We start from the raw sequence: 17,935 nt of genomic DNA on the forward strand, positions 1-17,935 counted from the left end.
GTTTAACTTAGCTTAAGATAGCCTCAAATTGATCTCCGTAGTTTCAAGGGAAATTTGCCATTATGTCTGAAAATTTTGGATCTTCCGGCCAGATACAACCACTGAGTGTAGGAAATGTTGTCAGTGCTGCGGTGCGATTATATCGTTCTCATCTTAAGACTTATCTGAAACTGGCTGCGATCGCTCACTTGTGGGTTATCGTTCCGATTTATGGCTGGGCAAAATATGCAGCCATCTCTGGACTAATTTCACGCTTGGCTTTTGGAGAATTGATTTACCACCCTGAAGATGTTCAAACTGCCAGCAGCCATGTTAATCCGCGTCTCTGGTCATTTTTAAGAGTTGGATTTCAGGTAGCAATATCTTTGCTGGTAGTTTATTTTGGATTGGCGATCGCAGGTGGTATTCTATCTGCTTTGCTGGTAGCGTTATTAGGAGGGATATTAGGTACTGCGGGTGTTATAGTCACAACCACATTGACAATAATTTTAATGGTAATTATTTTACTGTTGGGACTAACCTGGTTCTACTCTCGTTGGATAGTAGCTGAGGTACCGCTAGCAGTTGAAGAAAATGTTAATGGTGGCGAAAGTGTTGCTAGAAGTTGGGAGTTAACTAAAGCCTCAGTACTTCGCATTCAGGGCGTTGTTTTAGTTGCTTTTTTCGTTACACTGCCATTAGTGTTTGTATTAAACTATATACCTAGCTTATTCCTCATCAAGCTTGAGCCTGGTACTGTCATCTACGGAATTGTGTATTTTATTTCTGTGATTGGCAGCTTAGTAGGTGGAGTTTTGATAATGCCGTTCTGGCAAGCACTAAAAGCTGTTTTATACTTGGACTTGCGGACTCGGCGTGAAGGTCTGGGTTTGCAGTTAAGACAACCTCCTACACAAGATTTTCGTTAACTTAACGATTTAATTCAACTCTATTAATTTTCAATTGGTTAAAATATGCGCTTTTTTAATCGCATCACATTCCAGACTCCAGAAAGTGTAGAGTTGGAATTTACTTTAGCGGGAATTGGTAATCGAGCTTTAGCACTGCTGATTGACTATACAGTGTTGGGTATGACTTTGCTTTTGTTTGTCTTTACCTGGACTATCTTTTCAACGCAGCTGGTAAATTTTTTGGAAGACTTTTTTACGAGTTTACCAAATTTAGACATTTGGTTGTTAGCAATTTTCTTCATTATTGCCTTTGCAATTTACATCAGCTATTTTGTATTTTTTGAAACCTTATGGTTTGGGCAAACTCCTGGTAAACGGGTTGCTAAAATTCGCGTAGTTCGAGATGATGGCAGGCTCATTGGGTTACAACAAGCAACTCTCCGTGCCCTACTGCGACCCTTTGATGAGACTTTATTTATTGGCGCTTTTTTAATTATGTTGGGTAGTCGCGAAAAGCGTTTAGGTGATTTGGCTGCCGGTACAATTGTAATTCAAGCTGAAACACCCATTGCATCTGCGACATTGACAATTTCAGAACAGGCAAAGGAACTTTATGAACAGTTAATCCAAATCGCCGATTTATCGAAATTATTGCCCGATGATTTTGCAGTTATTCGTGAATATTTGCAGCGACGGGCTGCAATGTCATTAAAGGCAAGAGCCTCACTATCTCTAAAGTTAGCCGAGCAAGTAGTAGCTATTATTAATTTAGAAAGCTTGCCAGAAGCTGTTACACCTGATGTATTTTTAGAAGCTGTTTATCTCGTATATCAAGAGCCTAAATTTTAGGTGAGAAATTTTATTTACAGCATTGGTAAAAAGTTAAGTTTACTTAAAAGACAAAATCTTGAAGAAGAATTCAGAAGTCAGAATTCAGGAGTCAGAATCAAGACGCTCGATAGCGTAGCCATGCCAAAGGCTTATCGGACAGTCGTACAAAATTCATTCTGTTAGCGGTAGCGGGGCGTTTAGCCCATTCTGACTCCTGACTCCTGGATTCTGTTCGATAATCAGTAGTCAGTTGCCAATGAGTGGAAACTACTGGCTACTAACTACTAACTAATGGCTTAAAAATCTAAAATCGGCCAGTCTGGTTCACGATAATAGTGTGTCATGTTGTCAAATTTTCGCAATTCGACACGATTGATCGAAAATTCTGGCAAATTAAACAGCCATTTTTCATTCAATTCCGAAAGATTTGTGCTGAAACTTGTGCGGTCTAAGTCAGATGAAACCTCCCCAAAATAGGCTAATGTAACATGGGCAGTGAAATGATAATGCTGCTCAATACCCAAGGCAATCAACTTGGGATTTTGATAAATTGTTCGGCGGAATTTAATAATTTCCTCATAGCAGCTTTCATCTTGAGGTACTAAGCAAACAGCTATAGCTCTTGGCATTAGTATCAGTCCCAGCATTTGCCATTTAATCGGATGACTCCTATTTGTCATCAATTGTTGATATTGCTGAAACATTTCGGCTAAACAAGAGGGTAACTCCTCGTCAAATTTTGGATTCTTTTCGCGGGCATCAAGGTAAGCATGATCCCAAATTAAATCCGCTAAAGTTACATGGAAGCTAGCAGGAGGTACAGGTATAATCAAATTACGGTTTACAGGCAACTGCAAAAGTTCCTGTTGGTAAGTCTGTAATTTGGCATAGAAAGCAGAATTTTCTGATTCTTCTTCTGCCGCAGGCGTTGTAATTAGCGTATACCCAGGAAAAGACGCTGCTTCTCTCAAGCCAGAATTTAGCTGAAATTTAGAAGATTCCTGAATATGCTGGGCTTGGGATCTGTAGGCTTCTGGCAGCGTCAGTCGTGCTAACCGATTTAAGTAAGTTTGATAGTTGTCGTCCAATCTTCATAGCCTCACGCTCTCACTTGATAGATTTTAGGGAAAATTACCCCGAATAAGAGAATGATTTTAAAAGTATTTAGTTTTTGGGGCTGAGGAAGTTAGCAGTTAGGAGGTAGGAGTTTTAAGAATTCTTCTCCAATGCACCATTCTCCATGCCCAATGAGGTTTATCTATGCCAATCTATGTTTACTGGGGTGAAGATGATTTTGCGATGGAAAAGGCGATCGCTGTTTTGCGCGATCGCGTTCTCGATCCCAATTGGATAAGTTTTAATTACACTGCATTCACCCCAGATCAACCTGATGCTGCTATCCAGGGGTTAAATCAGGTGATGACACCCACTTTTGGCGCTGGTGGGCGCTTGGTATGGCTGATAAATACAACCCTGTATCAGCACTGTCCAGAGAATGTCTTAGGGGAATTGGTGCGATCGCTATCTGTCATTCCCGAAAACTCATTTTTATTACTCACTAGCCGCAACAAGCCAGATGAACGCCTCAAATCCACGAAATTGTTAAAACAATTTGCTACCGAATTCCGAGAATTTCCCCTCATTCCCCCTTGGAAAACCGAATTACTAGTGCAATCTGTTAATCAAGTAGCCCAGACTGTGGGCGTAAAACTGACTGCCAATACTGCCCAACTGTTGGCAGAATCCGTCGGAAATGATACGCGATTGCTCTACAATGAAATAGAGAAATTACGGTTATATGCTCACGGTAGCAATAAGCCTTTAGACGTAGATACTGTTACCAAGTTAGTAAGAAATACTACCCAAAATAGTTTACAATTAGCAGCAGCAATCAGAATAGGAGATACAGCGAAAGCTTTGACAACCTTGGCAGATATGATCAATGCTTCCGAGCCGGGATTACGGATAGTGGCCACATTGATTGGACAATTTCGCACCTGGCTATGGGTCAAGATTATGATAGAAAGTGGTGAGCGCAACCAACAAGCGATCGCTAGTGCTGCTGATATCGGTAATCCCAAGCGGATCTACTTCTTACAACAAGAAATCAAACTGCTTTCTGTGCAACAGTTAATCTCCTGCTTACCTCTACTATTGGAGTTAGAAGTGAGCCTCAAGCAAGGAGCATCAGAAATGTCAACATTTCAGACTAAAGTCATCGAACTTTGTCAAGTATGCCGAGGAAGTTGATAATCAAATATAAAAACTTGATGTATTGAACAGTTGCTGGAACTTCCAACTCCGAAAATAATTCAAAGTCCTTATAATATCCCTGATGTAGTTTTGTGTCACACACTATAATGAATAAAATTTCCAATTTCTTTTCCCGATCCAGCCGAAAGCGAATCCTTTGCCAATCATTCTTTTTCGGCGCGATCGCTACTGCGAGTGTCATTTCCAACGCTTTTTCAGTTAATTCAAAAGCTTATGGTCAAACTGCATCACCAATAGCTAACAATACTCAAATTGACAGCTACGCTCAAGCAGTGCTAGCAATGGAACCAGCGCGTCAAAAAGCTTTTGAAACCATTAAAAACCTGATTGGCAATGGAGAAGTTCCCAAAATTGTTTGTAACGATTCTAACAGCATAAATGGTCTTCCTAGAAAGGCTCAAGATATCGCAGTAAATTACTGCAATAGCTCTCAAAAAATTGTCCAAGATAATGGTTTGAGCATTGATCAGTTTAACAAAATCACTATAGAACTACAAAATAACGATCTTTTAAAACAGCAGGTTTATAATACCTTATTACGTCTGCAAAAAACCCCCGATTCTCCTTAGTTAAAATCTGCATTAACACTAAAATTAGACAGGATCGCGGTTAAAATAACCACCCTTGTATGAAAGCAAGGGCTATAGCTATTTTCAATCCGGTGAGGTACAGGTATGCAAATAGACCTAACCCCCTAACCCCCAACTCGTCGCGGGAAGGGGGAACAATTCAAAGCCTCTCTCCTTTTAGGAGAGAGGTTAAAATCGTACTTAACTAGGTCGAGAACCGCTATAGTATTTTTTATCTATAGAACAATCAAAGATTGATTCATAAAATACTTGTTTGTGGATAATAGGTTAATAATTAATAATCTATTGAATTTTACGAATCGATTTTTATTACCGTCCTATCATTCAATTATCAGAAAAGCTTGCTTGTCGCTTAGTGTGAATATTTTTCATGTGCTTCTTCACGGTGTTTATGGTGATGTAAAGCTTCATAGCAATTTCTTTGTAGCTGTAGTTGCTTCTATAGAGAAACCAAATTTCCGCTTCTCGTGGCGTAAGATCAAATTTTTTAACTTCAGTGAGTGCTATATTTTTTACAGATTCATATTGGTTTTCTATGGTAACTAATAAGCAAGGCACTTCAAACCCATCTAAATCTAGCAGTCTCACTCTAATCCGAAAAATATTTGACTTATCAAGTACAATTTCATCCGACAAAATCAGAAGTTTATCAGAAAACAAATATCGGCTACTGAGTAAAGATTCACAAAGATTCCAGATAGCTGACGGTACAAAATTCGGATTGAAATTGTCTTGATTGAATTGGCAACAAAGGCGATTAGCAGACGCATTGCTATGTACGACTTCACCAGTTTGGCTTAAAATTAATATACCGTCTTCTAAGCCTTCAATTACTTCTTGTAAAAAATTAGCTCGCTTCGAGTTAAGTAAATCAATATTCTCTAGCTGTTCTGGTTCTGCTACTGTTTTTATTAATGTCTTTGTTAGGGCAATCATAGGATATAGATTAATGTATAAAATAGTGATTGTTTGTTAGATTCGTGCAAATTGGAAGATGTACTAATCTATTTTTTAGATGGTTATCTGAATAAATTAGGTGAATATTGCAGACTAATCACACCGATCAAAATAAGTACAAGTGTTCTTTCTAACAGAAACTCCTGAGAATACTCAATCAATAATTCATCTATTTTGTTTGAATTAATTAAGGTTATACATTTTAAATACAATTCTGAAATAGGCTATTTCGGAAGACGCAAAATTTAATTTGGTTAGACTTTACCTCGCTACGCTAAGGTGTCATTGCTAGATTAATTGTCTAAAATCAAACGTATTGTTTTGTTGAATGTGAGCCACTTCCACAAAATAGCTATCACCCCAATAAATAAAAATTATTCAGATGTAAATAAAAATACACATATAAATATTTATATGTGCGTGTATTTACTATGTATGCTAAATTGCAGACTAAATTTTACATTGATTAAAGTAAGCGATCGCACCTCACGGTTAACCTCACCAACTTGATAGGCTCAAAAGCTTCCATAATAAACGCCATACCAGACAGATGGAAGTACCTGAAAAATGTCATCATAGTTAAGGTAAAACATTCTGGAGATAAGACAACGGTTTACGCACGCCCTTTAGCACGGTTAATTGAGCAATTGCAACGCCTGCCGGGAGTTGGCCCTAAATCTGCCCAAAGACTGGCTTTGCATATTTTGAAGCGTCCAGAAGCAGAAGTAGAAGCTTTGGCACAAGCTTTAATTGAAGCCAAAAAACAGATAGGCTTGTGTTCTGTTTGCTTTCACTTATCTGCTGAACCTGTTTGTGAAATCTGTCGCAATGCCAACCGTGACAACAATACTATCTGTGTCGTAGCAGATCCGCGCGATGTAATTGCGCTGGAAAAAACCCGCGAATACAAAGGCAAATATCACGTTTTGGGTGGGGTGATTTCTCCAATTGATGGAATTGGGCCAGAACAGTTGAATATAATGGCTTTGCAGCGACGGGTGAATCAGCAAAAACCTCAAGAAGTGATTCTGGCAATTAGTCCGAGTGTAGAAGGGGAAACAACAACACTATATATAGGTCAGCTACTGAAACCGTTTACCAAGGTGACGCGGATTGCCTTTGGTTTGCCTGTAGGTGGTGATTTGGAATACGCGGACGAAGTGACCCTGGCAAGGGCATTGGAAGGACGAAGAGAGTTAGATTAAGGTTAATTCAAAGGTTTATAAACTAAAAGTAAAAATTTTGAGGTAGGGACAATTGATGAATTGCCCCTACCTCAAACTATTAATTCGGCTTACCCGTAATCGTAAATGCTGCCCAGTAGTAAGGATGATTATAAAGATTTTTATCTGATGCCATTTTACTATTTCTATATAGTTGTGTCGCTAAATAAGTTTGAATTCGTAATTCTTCAGGATGCAGATTATTTAAAATATCTTCATACCATTTTGTCAGTTCTCCAGCGGTTAGTTCTTTTAGCCATCGTGTTGCTTCCGCTAAGGCAGTAACTGCTGATTTATTAGGCTGTAATCTCCGATAAAACTCTATCATCACCAAGGCACTAGCTGAAGATTCTACACTCCAGAGAGTACTAACTATATGAGGGACACCCTGACTGACAAAACCAGTGGCTAAACTCACATATTCACTGTTGATAGTGTGGTTGCTAGTACTTAAATTTTCACACGCAGAGAGAGTAATCAGGTTGTAAGTTGATAGATTTTGGTGATAGATTTCATCTAAAGTCAGTTTTTCTTCACCTGCTAATGCTAATTCTGACTTTTTAGGTTCAGCTAAATTATTAGTGACATGACCTGTAAAATGAAAAATATTGTAATTATCAAACAAGGCATTTTCAACAATATTTTTTGTAGCTTCTGCTCCCTGAATTCTTTGGATATTATTGAACATCTGACTAACAACTTCAGACTCCAGGTTGGCAAATTTTAGTGGAGGATAACCTGCACTTTCAGGATGTTCAACACTGAGCAATAACTGATTTTGCCATTGCCAAATATCTTCAGTTCTTATTGATAAACCTATTTGGGCACTAGGTAGATAGGTGACGGTGAAATTAGACTCCACATTCGGCAACTCTTCCTGGGATGGGGAAGAAAGATGGAAAAGGGTATGAATGGGCAATCTGTACAAGTCGCGGTGAGGAATTAGAACCAGTTGGGTGATGCCTTCGAGTTCCTGGGCAATTGTGGAAATATTCAAGATGCCATACAACTGCACCAGCTTCTGTTCCATATCCACTCGCCAAGAATGCTGGCTTTTACTTTCTTTGTCTTGGGCTGTGGTGCGATATTCTTGGTATTGTTGATGCCAATCTTCTAGCCAAGTTTCAAATTCAATTAGGCGTTGCACTGCTTCAGGTAGCGGCAATTCATTGAGACGAATAGCGTCTTCTCCTAAAGGTATTGCCCCGGTATCTTGCATGGGTGTAAACAGAAGAATCGGGGATGGCGCTTGGTCTTTGAGAATGAAAGTATGTAGAGCGACTGGACTAATATGCCAGTAAATAATTGCTGTTGTGGGATTAAATAGTTGTTGAATTGCACCATAATGGGGCGAGTAAATATTATTATTCCAGCCAGAAAGTAGCCAGTTCAAACAAGCATTTTTGCCTTGTTCAGCAATTTCCCAAGCTTCAACTAAATCACCAGATTCTACTGCTAAATCAACTGCCAATTGATCAAAGCCTGCAAATTTCAAAGCTAGCTGTTTTTTACTTTCGTCTGAGCGAGTTTCTTCACTCAGCAATTGTCGCAATAAATCTGTACCGCGTTGCAGCAATTCTTGAACTTGTGTTGTTTGTCCCAAACCCATCAGTACCTTGCTTAAAGATTGCAAAACCTCTAGGTGGAACAGGGGAAAATATTCTAGTGTCAGGGTTAACAGCGCCTGGTGGTACTCAGATGCAGCTTTGCGCCAATAATCGCGGGGATTGAGATGTTTTTTGCCTTGATCGTAATAAGTATTAGCGATCGCCAGATGCAATCTACCCCAACCTTCTGGGTGGGTATCTGTCCGTAGATGTTTTAACCCTTCTTCGTAGCTGGCTAATTTTCCTTCGTAGCCACCCTGTTGCAAGTCGGGATTTGCCGCAGTTATATTACTCGACAAATTCAGCAATGCTTCCGAGTCTACCAAATGACCGATCGCAGTTCCCCGACCAATCCAAGCTTCCCAATAATCTTGTTTAATTTCCAAAGCGTTGTCATAACAAGCGATCGCTTCGGCAAATTGTTCTAAATAAAACAGCGCTACTGCCTGATTATACCAAGCTAGGTGGAAGTCGGGTTTGATAGCGATCGCTTGGCGATAGGAAGCGATCGCTTCTTGGCGACGACCTAAGTTGTCTAATGCTATGCCTCGGTTGTACCAAGCTAAATAGAAATCGGCTTGAACTGAAAGGGCTTTATCCCAGGAGGCGATCGCTTCTGACCACCTTCCTAAATTAAACAGCACTACACCCCGGTCTATCCAAACTTCGTGGTACTCTGGGTTAATTTCTAGGGCTTTGTCGTAGGATATAATCGCCTCTGCAAATTGTTCGCCTACAGCTAGAGCTATCCCTCGGTGATACCAGTTTTCTTGGTCTTCTGGTTCCAATTGCAGCGCTTGATCGTAACTATAAATAGCTTCTGGTAGCCAACCTAACTTCAGTAGCGCCAAACCCTTGCTAGACCAAGCTTCTTGGTAGTCTGGCTTGACTTCTATGGCTTTGTCAAAAGAAGCGATCGCTTCTTCAAAATATCCCAATTCTCCGAGAGTTCCACCCCGGTTGTACCAAGCTTTGTAGAAGTCGGGTTTTAGTTCTATGGCGGTTTCGTAAGATGCGATCGCTTCTTCAAAACGTTCTAAATGGAACAGTGTCAAGCCTCGATTAAACCAATACTCTGAGACTTCAGGTTGAAGTTCAATAGCTTGATCGTAAGATGCGATCGCGCCTAACAAATCACCTGTTTTCGCTTGGCTTAGACCTTGGTAAAACCATCCTTGAGCGTTGGTAATCGGATGATCGCTATGTCGCTCAATAATACCAGGAGAATTACTGCTTTGAACTGCCAAGTTAGAAGCAAGTTGCTGGACTAAATTGGTACTTTGATCCAATTTCACCCACAACTCATCTAATGTATTAGCCACATTTGGCTCTAAATTTGTCAAAGTGCTATCCCAGTTTTCCACTGAGGGAGAACTTGTTAATTCACTTCTTGGCCTAGTAGAAAGGAGATTTACTCCTGTTGTACTTTGAACAACTTCTTCATCATCGAACCTCAGTTGGGCTAATGAGGTGATTGAATCTTCCTTTGCAGGGAGAGGGAGATTTTCGGGTATTGTGGCTTGGGCTTCTTCCCTTTCATACTCCAATACCAGTTCCTCTAAATTTTCGGTGAATCTTTCCTCAAAAGAGACATTTTCAGATGCTGAGGTGATTGGTTCAACAGCTGGCACATCATATTCCCATAACTGCTCACCTAAGCTACGAATTAGCTCTTGCCCAGGCGAAATTGGGATAATTTCTTCATCGGTTGTGATTTCTACAACATCTGGTTCATCATACTCCCATAACTGCTCGCCTAAATTGCGGATCAGTTCTTCTCCAGGAGTAATTTCTACGACATCCGGCTCATCATACTCCCATAACTGCTCGCCTAAATTACGGATCAGTTCTTCCCCAGGAGTAGTTTCTATGACATCTGGCTCATCATGCTCCCATAACTGATCGCCTAAGCCGATCAGTTCTTCCCCAGGAGCGATTTCTACCCCATATTGTTCAGGAGTAATTTCTAAGTCCGCTTCTGGATAATTCTCCTCATCCTCTATCTGTATAGGTGAGTTTTGCATCATGCGGATGCCAATGTCATAAGCAACATCTCCAATTCTGCCAACACCAAGTTCCCCCAATTGCACCATTTGTGATGCTAAAAGAGGATTCGGTGCAGGTGAAGCTAGCAAGCTTTCACCAAACATCACCAACCAATCTATCCAGCGTTCAGCCGGAATCCGATTTTCAACCCGTTGCAGATACCTCAATGCCCACTGTCGTCCTCGTGCTTGATGCACGCCTTCTAACAATTGGATAAACAATTGTTCCAGATCCGCATTGGTTAGTTCTGGTAGTACCTCCACCAGATTATGTCCTCTCGCACCCTTAAGAGAACTAGCCTGCTTACTTTCAATGAGGCGCTTTAAAAGCCTTTTAAGCGACTGCGATATCCGCCTGAGCATCTGCCACACTATTGGATTTTGTTTTTCTAGATTGTAGCCATCGTTGTGTTAAAAAAATCATCAATTACGTAAAAATCCATTAGATCGGGACAGCGCTTCCGTCGCAGGTTAGCAAAAAATATACCAAAATTCAAGAGTAAAGCATTACAACGTTACAATTCTCGATTCGACTAATTTTCTGTTTGCTCTGTAGTCGATTGACCAGCAGGATACAATTGATTGATCAATGCCTGGACAAGCAGTTGTGGATCATCTGTCTCAACGGCAAGCTGTTGAGCAATCTGTTGGCGTAAGTTTTCATCCTCTTGCAACATTACAAACAACTCTTCTAGGGTGACAGTTTGATATTCTCCCTCTGGGGGATTCTCAGGCGCATCTACTGACTCTGATATCGAGAGCGTTGGCTCAGATTGTAAAGTCGTGCTAAAAGCGTCTGGCCCTTCATATTCCCAAATTGGTTCGCCTTGATTGCGCGTCAACAACTGCATTCCAATACTATGGGCAACATCACCGATTTCTCCAATGTCCAACTCACCGAGTTGTACTAACCGTGCAGCTATTTCATTATTCGGTGTAGGTGATGCTAGCAATTTTTCACCAAAGCGCCCTAACCACTGAACCCAGTCTTCAGTAGTAATCCGATGTTCAATATTATGCAGCCACTTTTGCGCCCAAGCTTCCCCTCGTGCTTGATGTACTCCTTGCAACAACTCGGTGAAGAGAAATTCCAGATCCGTATCGCTTAGGGGTGGGGCTGGTTCTTTTGGGATATTCCCTCTAGATTTTGAGACATTCTGTTTTCCACCGAACAAGCTCTGAAAAAGCTTTTTGAGCCATTGAAATAGCCGCTTGAGCATCTGCTGCACCATCGAGTTTTGCTTATCTATAAAATTGTAGCGATCGCACTGGACTATAGCGTTAGTTCTTTGTCATTTGTCATTTGTCATTGGTCATTAGTTCTTTTTTCCCTACTTCCGACTCTTGATGAGAACAAATGTACTAAATGCTATGCTATAATTCCGATACATTGATGTTGAAATCATAGTAAAAAATTATGATCTGGTTGTTTGCTTTCCTGAGTGCCAAAATTGACGGCATTAGTTGAGTGTAAGCGCTATAGCAACATCGATGAAGAAAGCAGGTACGAGAGTTTAAAATAATTGAATCCCAAACTCGACTCGGTGCTACTAATTAACGTTGAAAGGCATTGAAGTCTATTTTTCCATGTCTTACGAACCCCTGCACCATAAATATCGCCCCAAAAGTTTTGCTGAACTCGTGGGACAAGAGGCGATCGCTACCACCCTCACGAATGCGATCGGCACATCCAAAATCGCCCCTGCCTATTTATTCACTGGGCCAAGAGGTACGGGGAAAACTTCTAGTGCCCGGATTTTAGCTAAATCTCTCAATTGTCTCAAAAGCGATCAGCCCACTGCTGAACCCTGCGGCGTGTGTGATGTTTGTCAAGGAATCACCAAGGGTTACGCCTTAGATGTAATTGAAATCGATGCTGCTAGTAACACTGGTGTCGATAATATCCGCGAGTTGATTGAAAAAGCCCAGTTTGCCCCTGTGCAGTGTCGTTACAAGGTTTATGTAATCGATGAATGCCACATGCTCAGTACCCAGGCATTCAACGCGCTACTTAAGACCCTAGAAGAACCACCGAGACACGTAGTTTTTGTATTGGCGACAACAGACCCGCAACGGGTGTTACCAACGATTATTTCGCGCTGTCAAAGGTTTGATTTTAGACGTATTCAATTAGAGGCGATGGTTAAGCATTTAAGTGCGATCGCCTCTAAAGAAAGCATTCATATTTCACCCGAAGCTGTAACCCTGGTAGCCCAACTTTCTCAGGGAGGGTTACGAGATGCCGAAAGCTTGCTCGATCAATTGGGTTTGTTAGTGGGTGAAGTGACACCAGATAGAGTTTGGGATTTAGTGGGGACGGTAAGCGAACAGGACTTGCTGGGACTTCTAAATGCGATCGCTCAAGATAAACCCGAAGCAGTTCTTGACAGTACCCACAAAATTCTCGATCGTGGTCGAGAACCCCTAATTATTCTGCAAAATCTCGCCGCATTCTACCGCGATTTACTCATAGCCAAAACAGCACCCAACCGCCACGATTTGGTTGCTTGTACTCAGCAAACCTGGACGGCGTTGGTTGAGTTTGCTCAATACTTCGATATGAGCGTGATTTTAGCAGGACAGAAACACCTGCGAGAAGCTGAAGTGCAAATTAAAAACAGCACCCAGCCGCGTTTATGGTTGGAAGTAACATTACTAGGATTGTTACCCAGTGCGACGACAAATATTCAGCCACAAGTTCCAAATATCGCGCCGCGAATTAACCCACCTGCTGTATCTCTAAGCTATCCTCCAGCAGTTACCCAAAATCATGCAGTCTCTTCTTTACCGGTAGCGGAACCGCAAATAAATCATAATTCTACACTTCGACAAGGCTCTGTTACCACAAACCATCATGCAGCGACTGCCCACCAAAATGAGCCTGTCACTTCATCTAACGCAGTTGAACAGCAAACAAATCACAATTCTGCTCCTAACTCAGTTTCACCACCAACCCCAGAACCTGTAACTGTACCCGTATCGCCTGCGAACGTTGAAGCAGTAACTTCAGAAGTTGTTGGAGAAGCACAATATGATTTAACTCAGGTTTGGCAACAGGTGCTTGCTAACCTCCAGCCAAAATCAAGGCAAGAAATGCTGCGTCAAATGAGCCAACTTCTAGAGTTCGACGGTGTTATGGCTCGAATTGCTATCAAGCAGGCATGGTATGACAAGGGTAAATCTTATCTACCGATGATTACGGCAGCTTTCCAGCAGACTTTCCAGCGTGAAATCCAGATAAATATAGAAAAAGGAATTTCTTCAAACTCTACTTCAGCTAAAAAAAATCCTCCGCCAAAAGACTCTAGTCGCGTTCAGCAACCAGCTACTCCTAGTTACAACCAGCAAATTTCTCCAGCGCCAGTACCACAGCCAGCAACGCCAGCGCCACTAAGAACCGAGCCGCTAGCAAAAAATGGAAACGGGGCAAATGGAAATGGGACAAATGGAAATGGGACAAATGGAAGTGGGGCAAATGGAAACGGGGTAAATGGAAACGGGGCAAATAGAAATGGGGCGCAAACTTTGCCTCCACCGCCACAGGGAACACCCGCACCTGATTGGGAAATTGATGAAGTAGCGATCGCTGCTCAACGTCTAGCAGTATTTTTCAACGGGGAAATTATCCGCTTTGCAGATGATTTCCCAGAATTCTCAGATTCCATAGCTACACCTGAATGGGTAGAAGAATCAGAAGTTGATGATGAATAAAAAAATGCAAAATTATTTTTGGTAATTTTGCATTTTTAATTTTTAATTTTTAATTCCCCAAAGGGGCTATTCCACATGCCCCGTATGCAAGGTTTTCACCCATTTTAGGCGCTTTGGTCTTACCGACATCCGGGCAGTAGTACTGCTCATGACGACTAACCAGTGCAACATATATAAACTGCCACGTAGGGTTTGCACTAGCATCGTAAGATATGTAGAAAGTGAGAATTTCTGATCTTGACGTATGCGCGTTAGACCTGTGTACATCCCTACCATCGACATGGTAACGGACAAGCCTGTAATGGGACTTAACATTGGTGGACGATGACGCGCGATCGCCATTAACAAATCTGGTACTGCTGCTGTAGGTAAGATATACATAATCAGCATAAAAATCAGCAAATCCCAGCTTTTGCGCGTTCCCATCCGGTTTTTGAGAATTAAATCCCAATAATCCAGATAGCGTTGATAACCGCCTTCTGCCCACCGATTGCGTTGATGCCAAAGTGCGATCGCATTTGTCACACCTTCTTCTTGCACTGCTGGATGGAAAACACACTCAATATCCCATTTATCCAAATGCAAGCGGATTGTCAAATCCAAATCATCGGTAATAGTTTCCTCATTCCAGCCACCGCAGCTTTCCAAGGCTGAACGCCGGACAAATTGACCATTACCCCGCAGTTCGCCAATACCGCCAAGGGCAGTGCGTTGTTGCTGAAACCAGGTATCAAGGGCCATTTCGGCCATTTGCCCCTTAGTCCAAAAGTTATCTTTAGCGTTGGCGATCGCTTTTCGCACCTGCACCGCCCCCACCTTTTCTCTTTGGAATAAAGGTATTACCTGTTGCAGCAAATCTGGTGTCACTTGGGCATCAGCATCAAATACTGCTATGATGTCGCCCTTTGTCAGAGGCAACACCTGATTCAACGCCCCTGATTTACCGCCACTAGCTTCTGCTGAACGCCTTAATACTTTCAGTTGCTCGTGTTTCTGTTCTAGTTCTGCTAATAAATGTGGCGTGCTATCACTGCTGTGATCGTCAATAATCCATACTTCATACTGCCCACCTGGATATTCCAGGTTACAAAGATTTTTGACTAATTTTGCAATTACTGCTTCTTCATTTTTCGCAGCTACTAATACAGATACAAAGGGCAAATCCCCCTGTATTTCTTTTGGATAGCGACGGGATTTAGTAAACACGACCACCAAGGCATGAAATCCTAGAATGGTGGTCAGTCCTAGAATAAATATGGAAGCCCAAGAAACTAAATGTAGAGCGATCGTGCCACTCCAGACGATAGTCAAGACTAGAGCTGCTTTGCCTCTACGACCTTGAAACCGGGATGGTAGAGACATAGGATCTGTCTCTAACACTGACTCCTCATCTACTGATAGGTCAGACAACAAGGAGTTGAGCGGATCAAGCTCTTGATAAGAATCTTCTTCGGGCCAGGAATTCGCTGGCATAGGTTAGGTTGCTTGATTCAAAAACCAGTATTTGTCTACAGTTAGTAATTTTACGGACAAATATCCCTAAGCTACTTTTCCCGATTTTAATCGGAATGGGCAAACTGCAATACCCGCTATCCCTAAGCCAAAAGCCGCCGGGACTACTTTTGTTGTCACTGTCACTCTGGGTAATTACTTAGCATTAACCACGTTTGCTACTCTTAGACAGAGGCTTGATTCCTTTGATACCCACTTGGGCAGGAAGCTTGTAGAGTTGGACTTTCTCTAATGAGAATTCCGGTTTAGGCAAAGTGATACCAAGGTGACAGCAGCTTATTGTTGGAAGAAACAGCAATAATAACATCCACAAATTTATAGTGTGGGTTTTTCATGTTATGTTATTGCGCCCAGCTGCGATCAAAGTTAATGCAGCCTTATTGTAACCGAAATTTTAATATTTCTTAGCAGTAACTTCATTTATGGGGCATTGGGCATAAGGGATCAGTCTTTGATACTTGCTGACGAGTCTTTAAACTTCACTACTCTGCTCTCCAGTCCCTCTCCAGTCCCTATTCCCTATGCCCTATGCCCCATTCCCTATTCCCCACTATGTGCTTTAGACACATCTTTTGGGAACACTACTAACATCCACTAATATCCCTAGTTGCCAACTAACTTGAGGAATATTTAACCATGTCTATTGAGCAACTCCAGCCTGCTAATCAACAACAAGCCAGTGTTTACTTACCTTACGTCCAAGGCACTAAGCGCAATTTTTTACCCTATGCCATCAGTCTTTATCAAAAAGGGGTTTTGGAGGGACACCGGAAGATAGAAGCTAGTGAACATGTCCCCTTTGTCGCATCTTGGAATGTTGCTACTTTACCCTCTGACTTAACCCGTTGCCGAATTCAGTTTGATGGCAATGCTGACTTGAGTTACGAACTAATGATGGCTAGTTTCGAGTTTATTAATTTTTTAATTGAAGTTATGGACAACTATAAACGCCATCGCTTGACCGATTTTTCACAACCGTTTTACCGCAAGCTACTGCGTGTAGATGATTGATTAAAAACGAGCCGGACTTTTGCTAGTTCGGCTCGTTTTTAAAACTATCCTGTGTGATTATAAAACTTACCAGTTTATCACCTTAAAAACATCTTTTATGAAGATGTTTTTAAAGTTTAATTTATTACTCACCTGGGCAACTATTAAGTCACAGCTACATGAAACCTTATTTACCCACCTCTATAAGTTAGAAAAACCTTGGCTTTGGTTATTTCACCGAGGTAGACTCAGCTTTATGTAGTAATAACTTTTAGTCATACAATACTTTCAAAACATCTTTTTAGGGTAGATGTGTTTTTTTCTTTTCAAAACTATACCAAAACCAGCTACCAAAAAAGTGCCGAGAACGCTAGCGGGTTCTGGAATAGAAGTTTCATCAATAGGTACTTTGATTCTTAAATTGGCCAGGGTAGCGTTAGTGATGTTCAAGGATGTTACAGTTGGCGAACCTGGGATATCAGACTGGAAATCAAAGACTGTGGGAGTTGAGTTACCATTGGCATCGCTATATCGCACTCCATATCCACTTACTTCAAAAGTGCCCTGATACTGCTTTCCGGTGTCTGGATCGGTGACAGTACCAGCGTATAAGGCTTTTATGAAATTAAATTCATCCTGAACTACTCCTTGAAATTTGGTTCCTGCTAATTGTCCTTGGTATTTATAGGGTGTCAACTGACCACCAGAGAGAACCGGCGATGTGAGAACACCATCGAACGAGACAAAGGGAATACCTTTAAAGTCGACAAAGTAATGCAGACTTCCATCAGAGCGCGTTTCTACCTGCAAATAGTCTGACTGGTATATAGGAACATAGTTAGGATTATTGTTAGTACCTAAGTTCCGGTAATAAGTTCCAGTGTCATCCGTATCAATACGAGTAATACTGTTATTGAAATTCGGATTATTTCTGGGAAGTTCGATTGTTCCTGATAATGTGCCAGTGCTTTCAATTGTGATGAATTGAGCAGCAATTGCACTTGCTCCACTTAAAGCGATCGTCACTGCTGCTAAACAACTGCCACTAAGAATTGCACAACCTAGCTTAATCCCTGATGAACTTACTTTCATTAACAACTTGCTCCTTGAAGCGCCGATAAAAACACACCTAATGCACTGAGATTTATTTAAAATTTTTCTCAGGCACAGTTTATTATTCCCAAGTTTGTGAAGTAAGCTTCATCGGTAACAAAAAGCCTTGTCAATCGCTATCTTTAGCGTTGCGTTTGCGTAGCGTATCGGAGAAAATCGCATCATTACCCAATTTGAATCTCGTTTCATGAT

13 protein-coding genes are annotated in these 17,935 nt (G+C 41.4%); 7 read left to right on the plus strand and 6 right to left on the minus strand.

Features of this window, described 5'->3' with window-relative positions; genetic code table 11:
• Positions 1-62: 62 nt before the first annotated feature.
• Positions 63-908: a hypothetical protein gene (locus H6G86_RS11230; protein WP_190934367.1), complete on the plus strand. Its 846-nt coding sequence runs from the start codon at positions 63-65 to the stop codon at positions 906-908.
• A gap of 45 nt (positions 909-953) precedes the next feature.
• A complete protein-coding gene (locus tag H6G86_RS11235; RefSeq protein WP_190934368.1) occupies positions 954-1,739 on the plus strand; it encodes an RDD family protein in 786 nt (261 codons plus the stop codon).
• Between the two features lie 278 nt (positions 1,740-2,017).
• Here the strand turns inward: H6G86_RS11235 and H6G86_RS11240 are convergent, their stop codons facing one another.
• A complete protein-coding gene (locus H6G86_RS11240) occupies positions 2,018-2,809 on the minus strand; it encodes a DUF1868 domain-containing protein (RefSeq protein WP_190934369.1) in 792 nt (263 codons plus the stop codon).
• 172 nt (positions 2,810-2,981) lie between these two features.
• On the opposite strand from H6G86_RS11240, the gene holA reads away from it, so the two are divergent.
• Together holA and H6G86_RS11250 are read left to right on the plus strand one after the other, a co-directional pair.
• The gene (gene holA, locus H6G86_RS11245) at positions 2,982-3,971 is read left to right on the plus strand and encodes a DNA polymerase III subunit delta (protein WP_190934370.1); all 990 of its coding nucleotides are present in this window, start codon (positions 2,982-2,984) and stop codon (positions 3,969-3,971) included.
• Between the two features lie 110 nt (positions 3,972-4,081).
• Complete coding sequence (locus H6G86_RS11250) at positions 4,082-4,564, plus strand: DUF4168 domain-containing protein (RefSeq protein ID WP_190934371.1); 483 nt, start codon at positions 4,082-4,084, stop codon at positions 4,562-4,564.
• A gap of 345 nt (positions 4,565-4,909) precedes the next feature.
• On the opposite strand, the gene H6G86_RS11255 is transcribed toward H6G86_RS11250, so the two are convergent.
• Complete coding sequence (locus H6G86_RS11255) at positions 4,910-5,521, minus strand: LuxR C-terminal-related transcriptional regulator (protein ID WP_190934372.1); 612 nt, start codon at positions 5,519-5,521, stop codon at positions 4,910-4,912.
• A gap of 596 nt (positions 5,522-6,117) precedes the next feature.
• On the opposite strand from H6G86_RS11255, the gene recR reads away from it, so the two are divergent.
• Positions 6,118-6,747, plus strand: a complete 630-nt coding sequence (recR, locus tag H6G86_RS11260) for a recombination mediator RecR (RefSeq protein ID WP_190934390.1) — start codon at positions 6,118-6,120, stop codon at positions 6,745-6,747.
• A gap of 79 nt (positions 6,748-6,826) precedes the next feature.
• On the opposite strand, the gene H6G86_RS11265 is transcribed toward recR, so the two are convergent.
• Together H6G86_RS11265 and H6G86_RS11270 are read right to left on the minus strand one after the other, a co-directional pair.
• On the minus strand, positions 6,827-10,780 hold the full coding sequence (locus tag H6G86_RS11265; RefSeq protein WP_190934373.1) for a CHAT domain-containing protein: 3,954 nt from the start codon (positions 10,778-10,780) through the stop codon (positions 6,827-6,829).
• 170 nt (positions 10,781-10,950) lie between these two features.
• Entirely contained in the window at positions 10,951-11,637 is a 687-nt protein-coding gene (locus tag H6G86_RS11270) for a hypothetical protein (RefSeq protein WP_190934391.1), read from the minus strand.
• A 367-nt stretch (positions 11,638-12,004) separates the two neighbouring features.
• Here H6G86_RS11270 and H6G86_RS11275 point away from each other — a divergent pair, with 367 nt between their 5' ends.
• On the plus strand, positions 12,005-14,128 hold the full coding sequence (locus H6G86_RS11275; RefSeq protein WP_190934374.1) for a DNA polymerase III subunit gamma/tau: 2,124 nt from the start codon (positions 12,005-12,007) through the stop codon (positions 14,126-14,128).
• A 66-nt stretch (positions 14,129-14,194) separates the two neighbouring features.
• Here H6G86_RS11275 and H6G86_RS11280 read toward each other — a convergent pair whose 3' ends face one another.
• On the minus strand, positions 14,195-15,601 hold the full coding sequence (locus H6G86_RS11280; RefSeq protein ID WP_114082993.1) for a glycosyltransferase family 2 protein: 1,407 nt from the start codon (positions 15,599-15,601) through the stop codon (positions 14,195-14,197).
• 675 nt (positions 15,602-16,276) lie between these two features.
• On the opposite strand from H6G86_RS11280, the gene ebsA reads away from it, so the two are divergent.
• Positions 16,277-16,651 (plus strand): type IV pilus biogenesis protein EbsA, encoded by a 375-nt coding sequence (ebsA, locus tag H6G86_RS11285; protein ID WP_190934375.1) that lies wholly within the window; start codon positions 16,277-16,279, stop codon positions 16,649-16,651.
• Positions 16,652-16,918: 267 nt separating this feature from the next.
• Here ebsA and H6G86_RS11290 read toward each other — a convergent pair whose 3' ends face one another.
• A complete protein-coding gene (locus H6G86_RS11290; protein ID WP_190934376.1) occupies positions 16,919-17,722 on the minus strand; it encodes a PEP-CTERM sorting domain-containing protein in 804 nt (267 codons plus the stop codon).
• Positions 17,723-17,935 lie beyond the last annotated feature (213 nt).

This window comes from Nostoc sp. FACHB-133, from assembly GCF_014698055.1.
Classification (GTDB): Bacteria; Cyanobacteriota; Cyanobacteriia; order Cyanobacteriales; family Nostocaceae; genus Nostoc.

Bases quoted from the DNA above. Each gene is read 5' to 3' on its own strand.
- H6G86_RS11280 (WP_114082993.1), bottom strand. From the start codon at position 15,601: ATGCCAGCGAATTCCTGGCCCGAAGAAGATTCTTATCAAGAGCTTGAT.
- H6G86_RS11255 (WP_190934372.1), bottom strand. From the start codon at position 5,521: ATGATTGCCCTAACAAAGACATTAATAAAAACAGTAGCAGAACCAGAA.
- holA (WP_190934370.1), top strand. From the start codon at position 2,982: ATGCCAATCTATGTTTACTGGGGTGAAGATGATTTTGCGATGGAAAAG.
- H6G86_RS11270 (WP_190934391.1), bottom strand. From the start codon at position 11,637: ATGCTCAAGCGGCTATTTCAATGGCTCAAAAAGCTTTTTCAGAGCTTG.
- H6G86_RS11250 (WP_190934371.1), top strand. From the start codon at position 4,082: ATGAATAAAATTTCCAATTTCTTTTCCCGATCCAGCCGAAAGCGAATC.
- H6G86_RS11265 (WP_190934373.1), bottom strand. From the start codon at position 10,780: ATGCTCAGGCGGATATCGCAGTCGCTTAAAAGGCTTTTAAAGCGCCTC.
- H6G86_RS11235 (WP_190934368.1), top strand. From the start codon at position 954: ATGCGCTTTTTTAATCGCATCACATTCCAGACTCCAGAAAGTGTAGAG.
- H6G86_RS11290 (WP_190934376.1), bottom strand. From the start codon at position 17,722: ATGAAAGTAAGTTCATCAGGGATTAAGCTAGGTTGTGCAATTCTTAGT.
- H6G86_RS11230 (WP_190934367.1), top strand. From the start codon at position 63: ATGTCTGAAAATTTTGGATCTTCCGGCCAGATACAACCACTGAGTGTA.
- ebsA (WP_190934375.1), top strand. From the start codon at position 16,277: ATGTCTATTGAGCAACTCCAGCCTGCTAATCAACAACAAGCCAGTGTT.
- H6G86_RS11275 (WP_190934374.1), top strand. From the start codon at position 12,005: ATGTCTTACGAACCCCTGCACCATAAATATCGCCCCAAAAGTTTTGCT.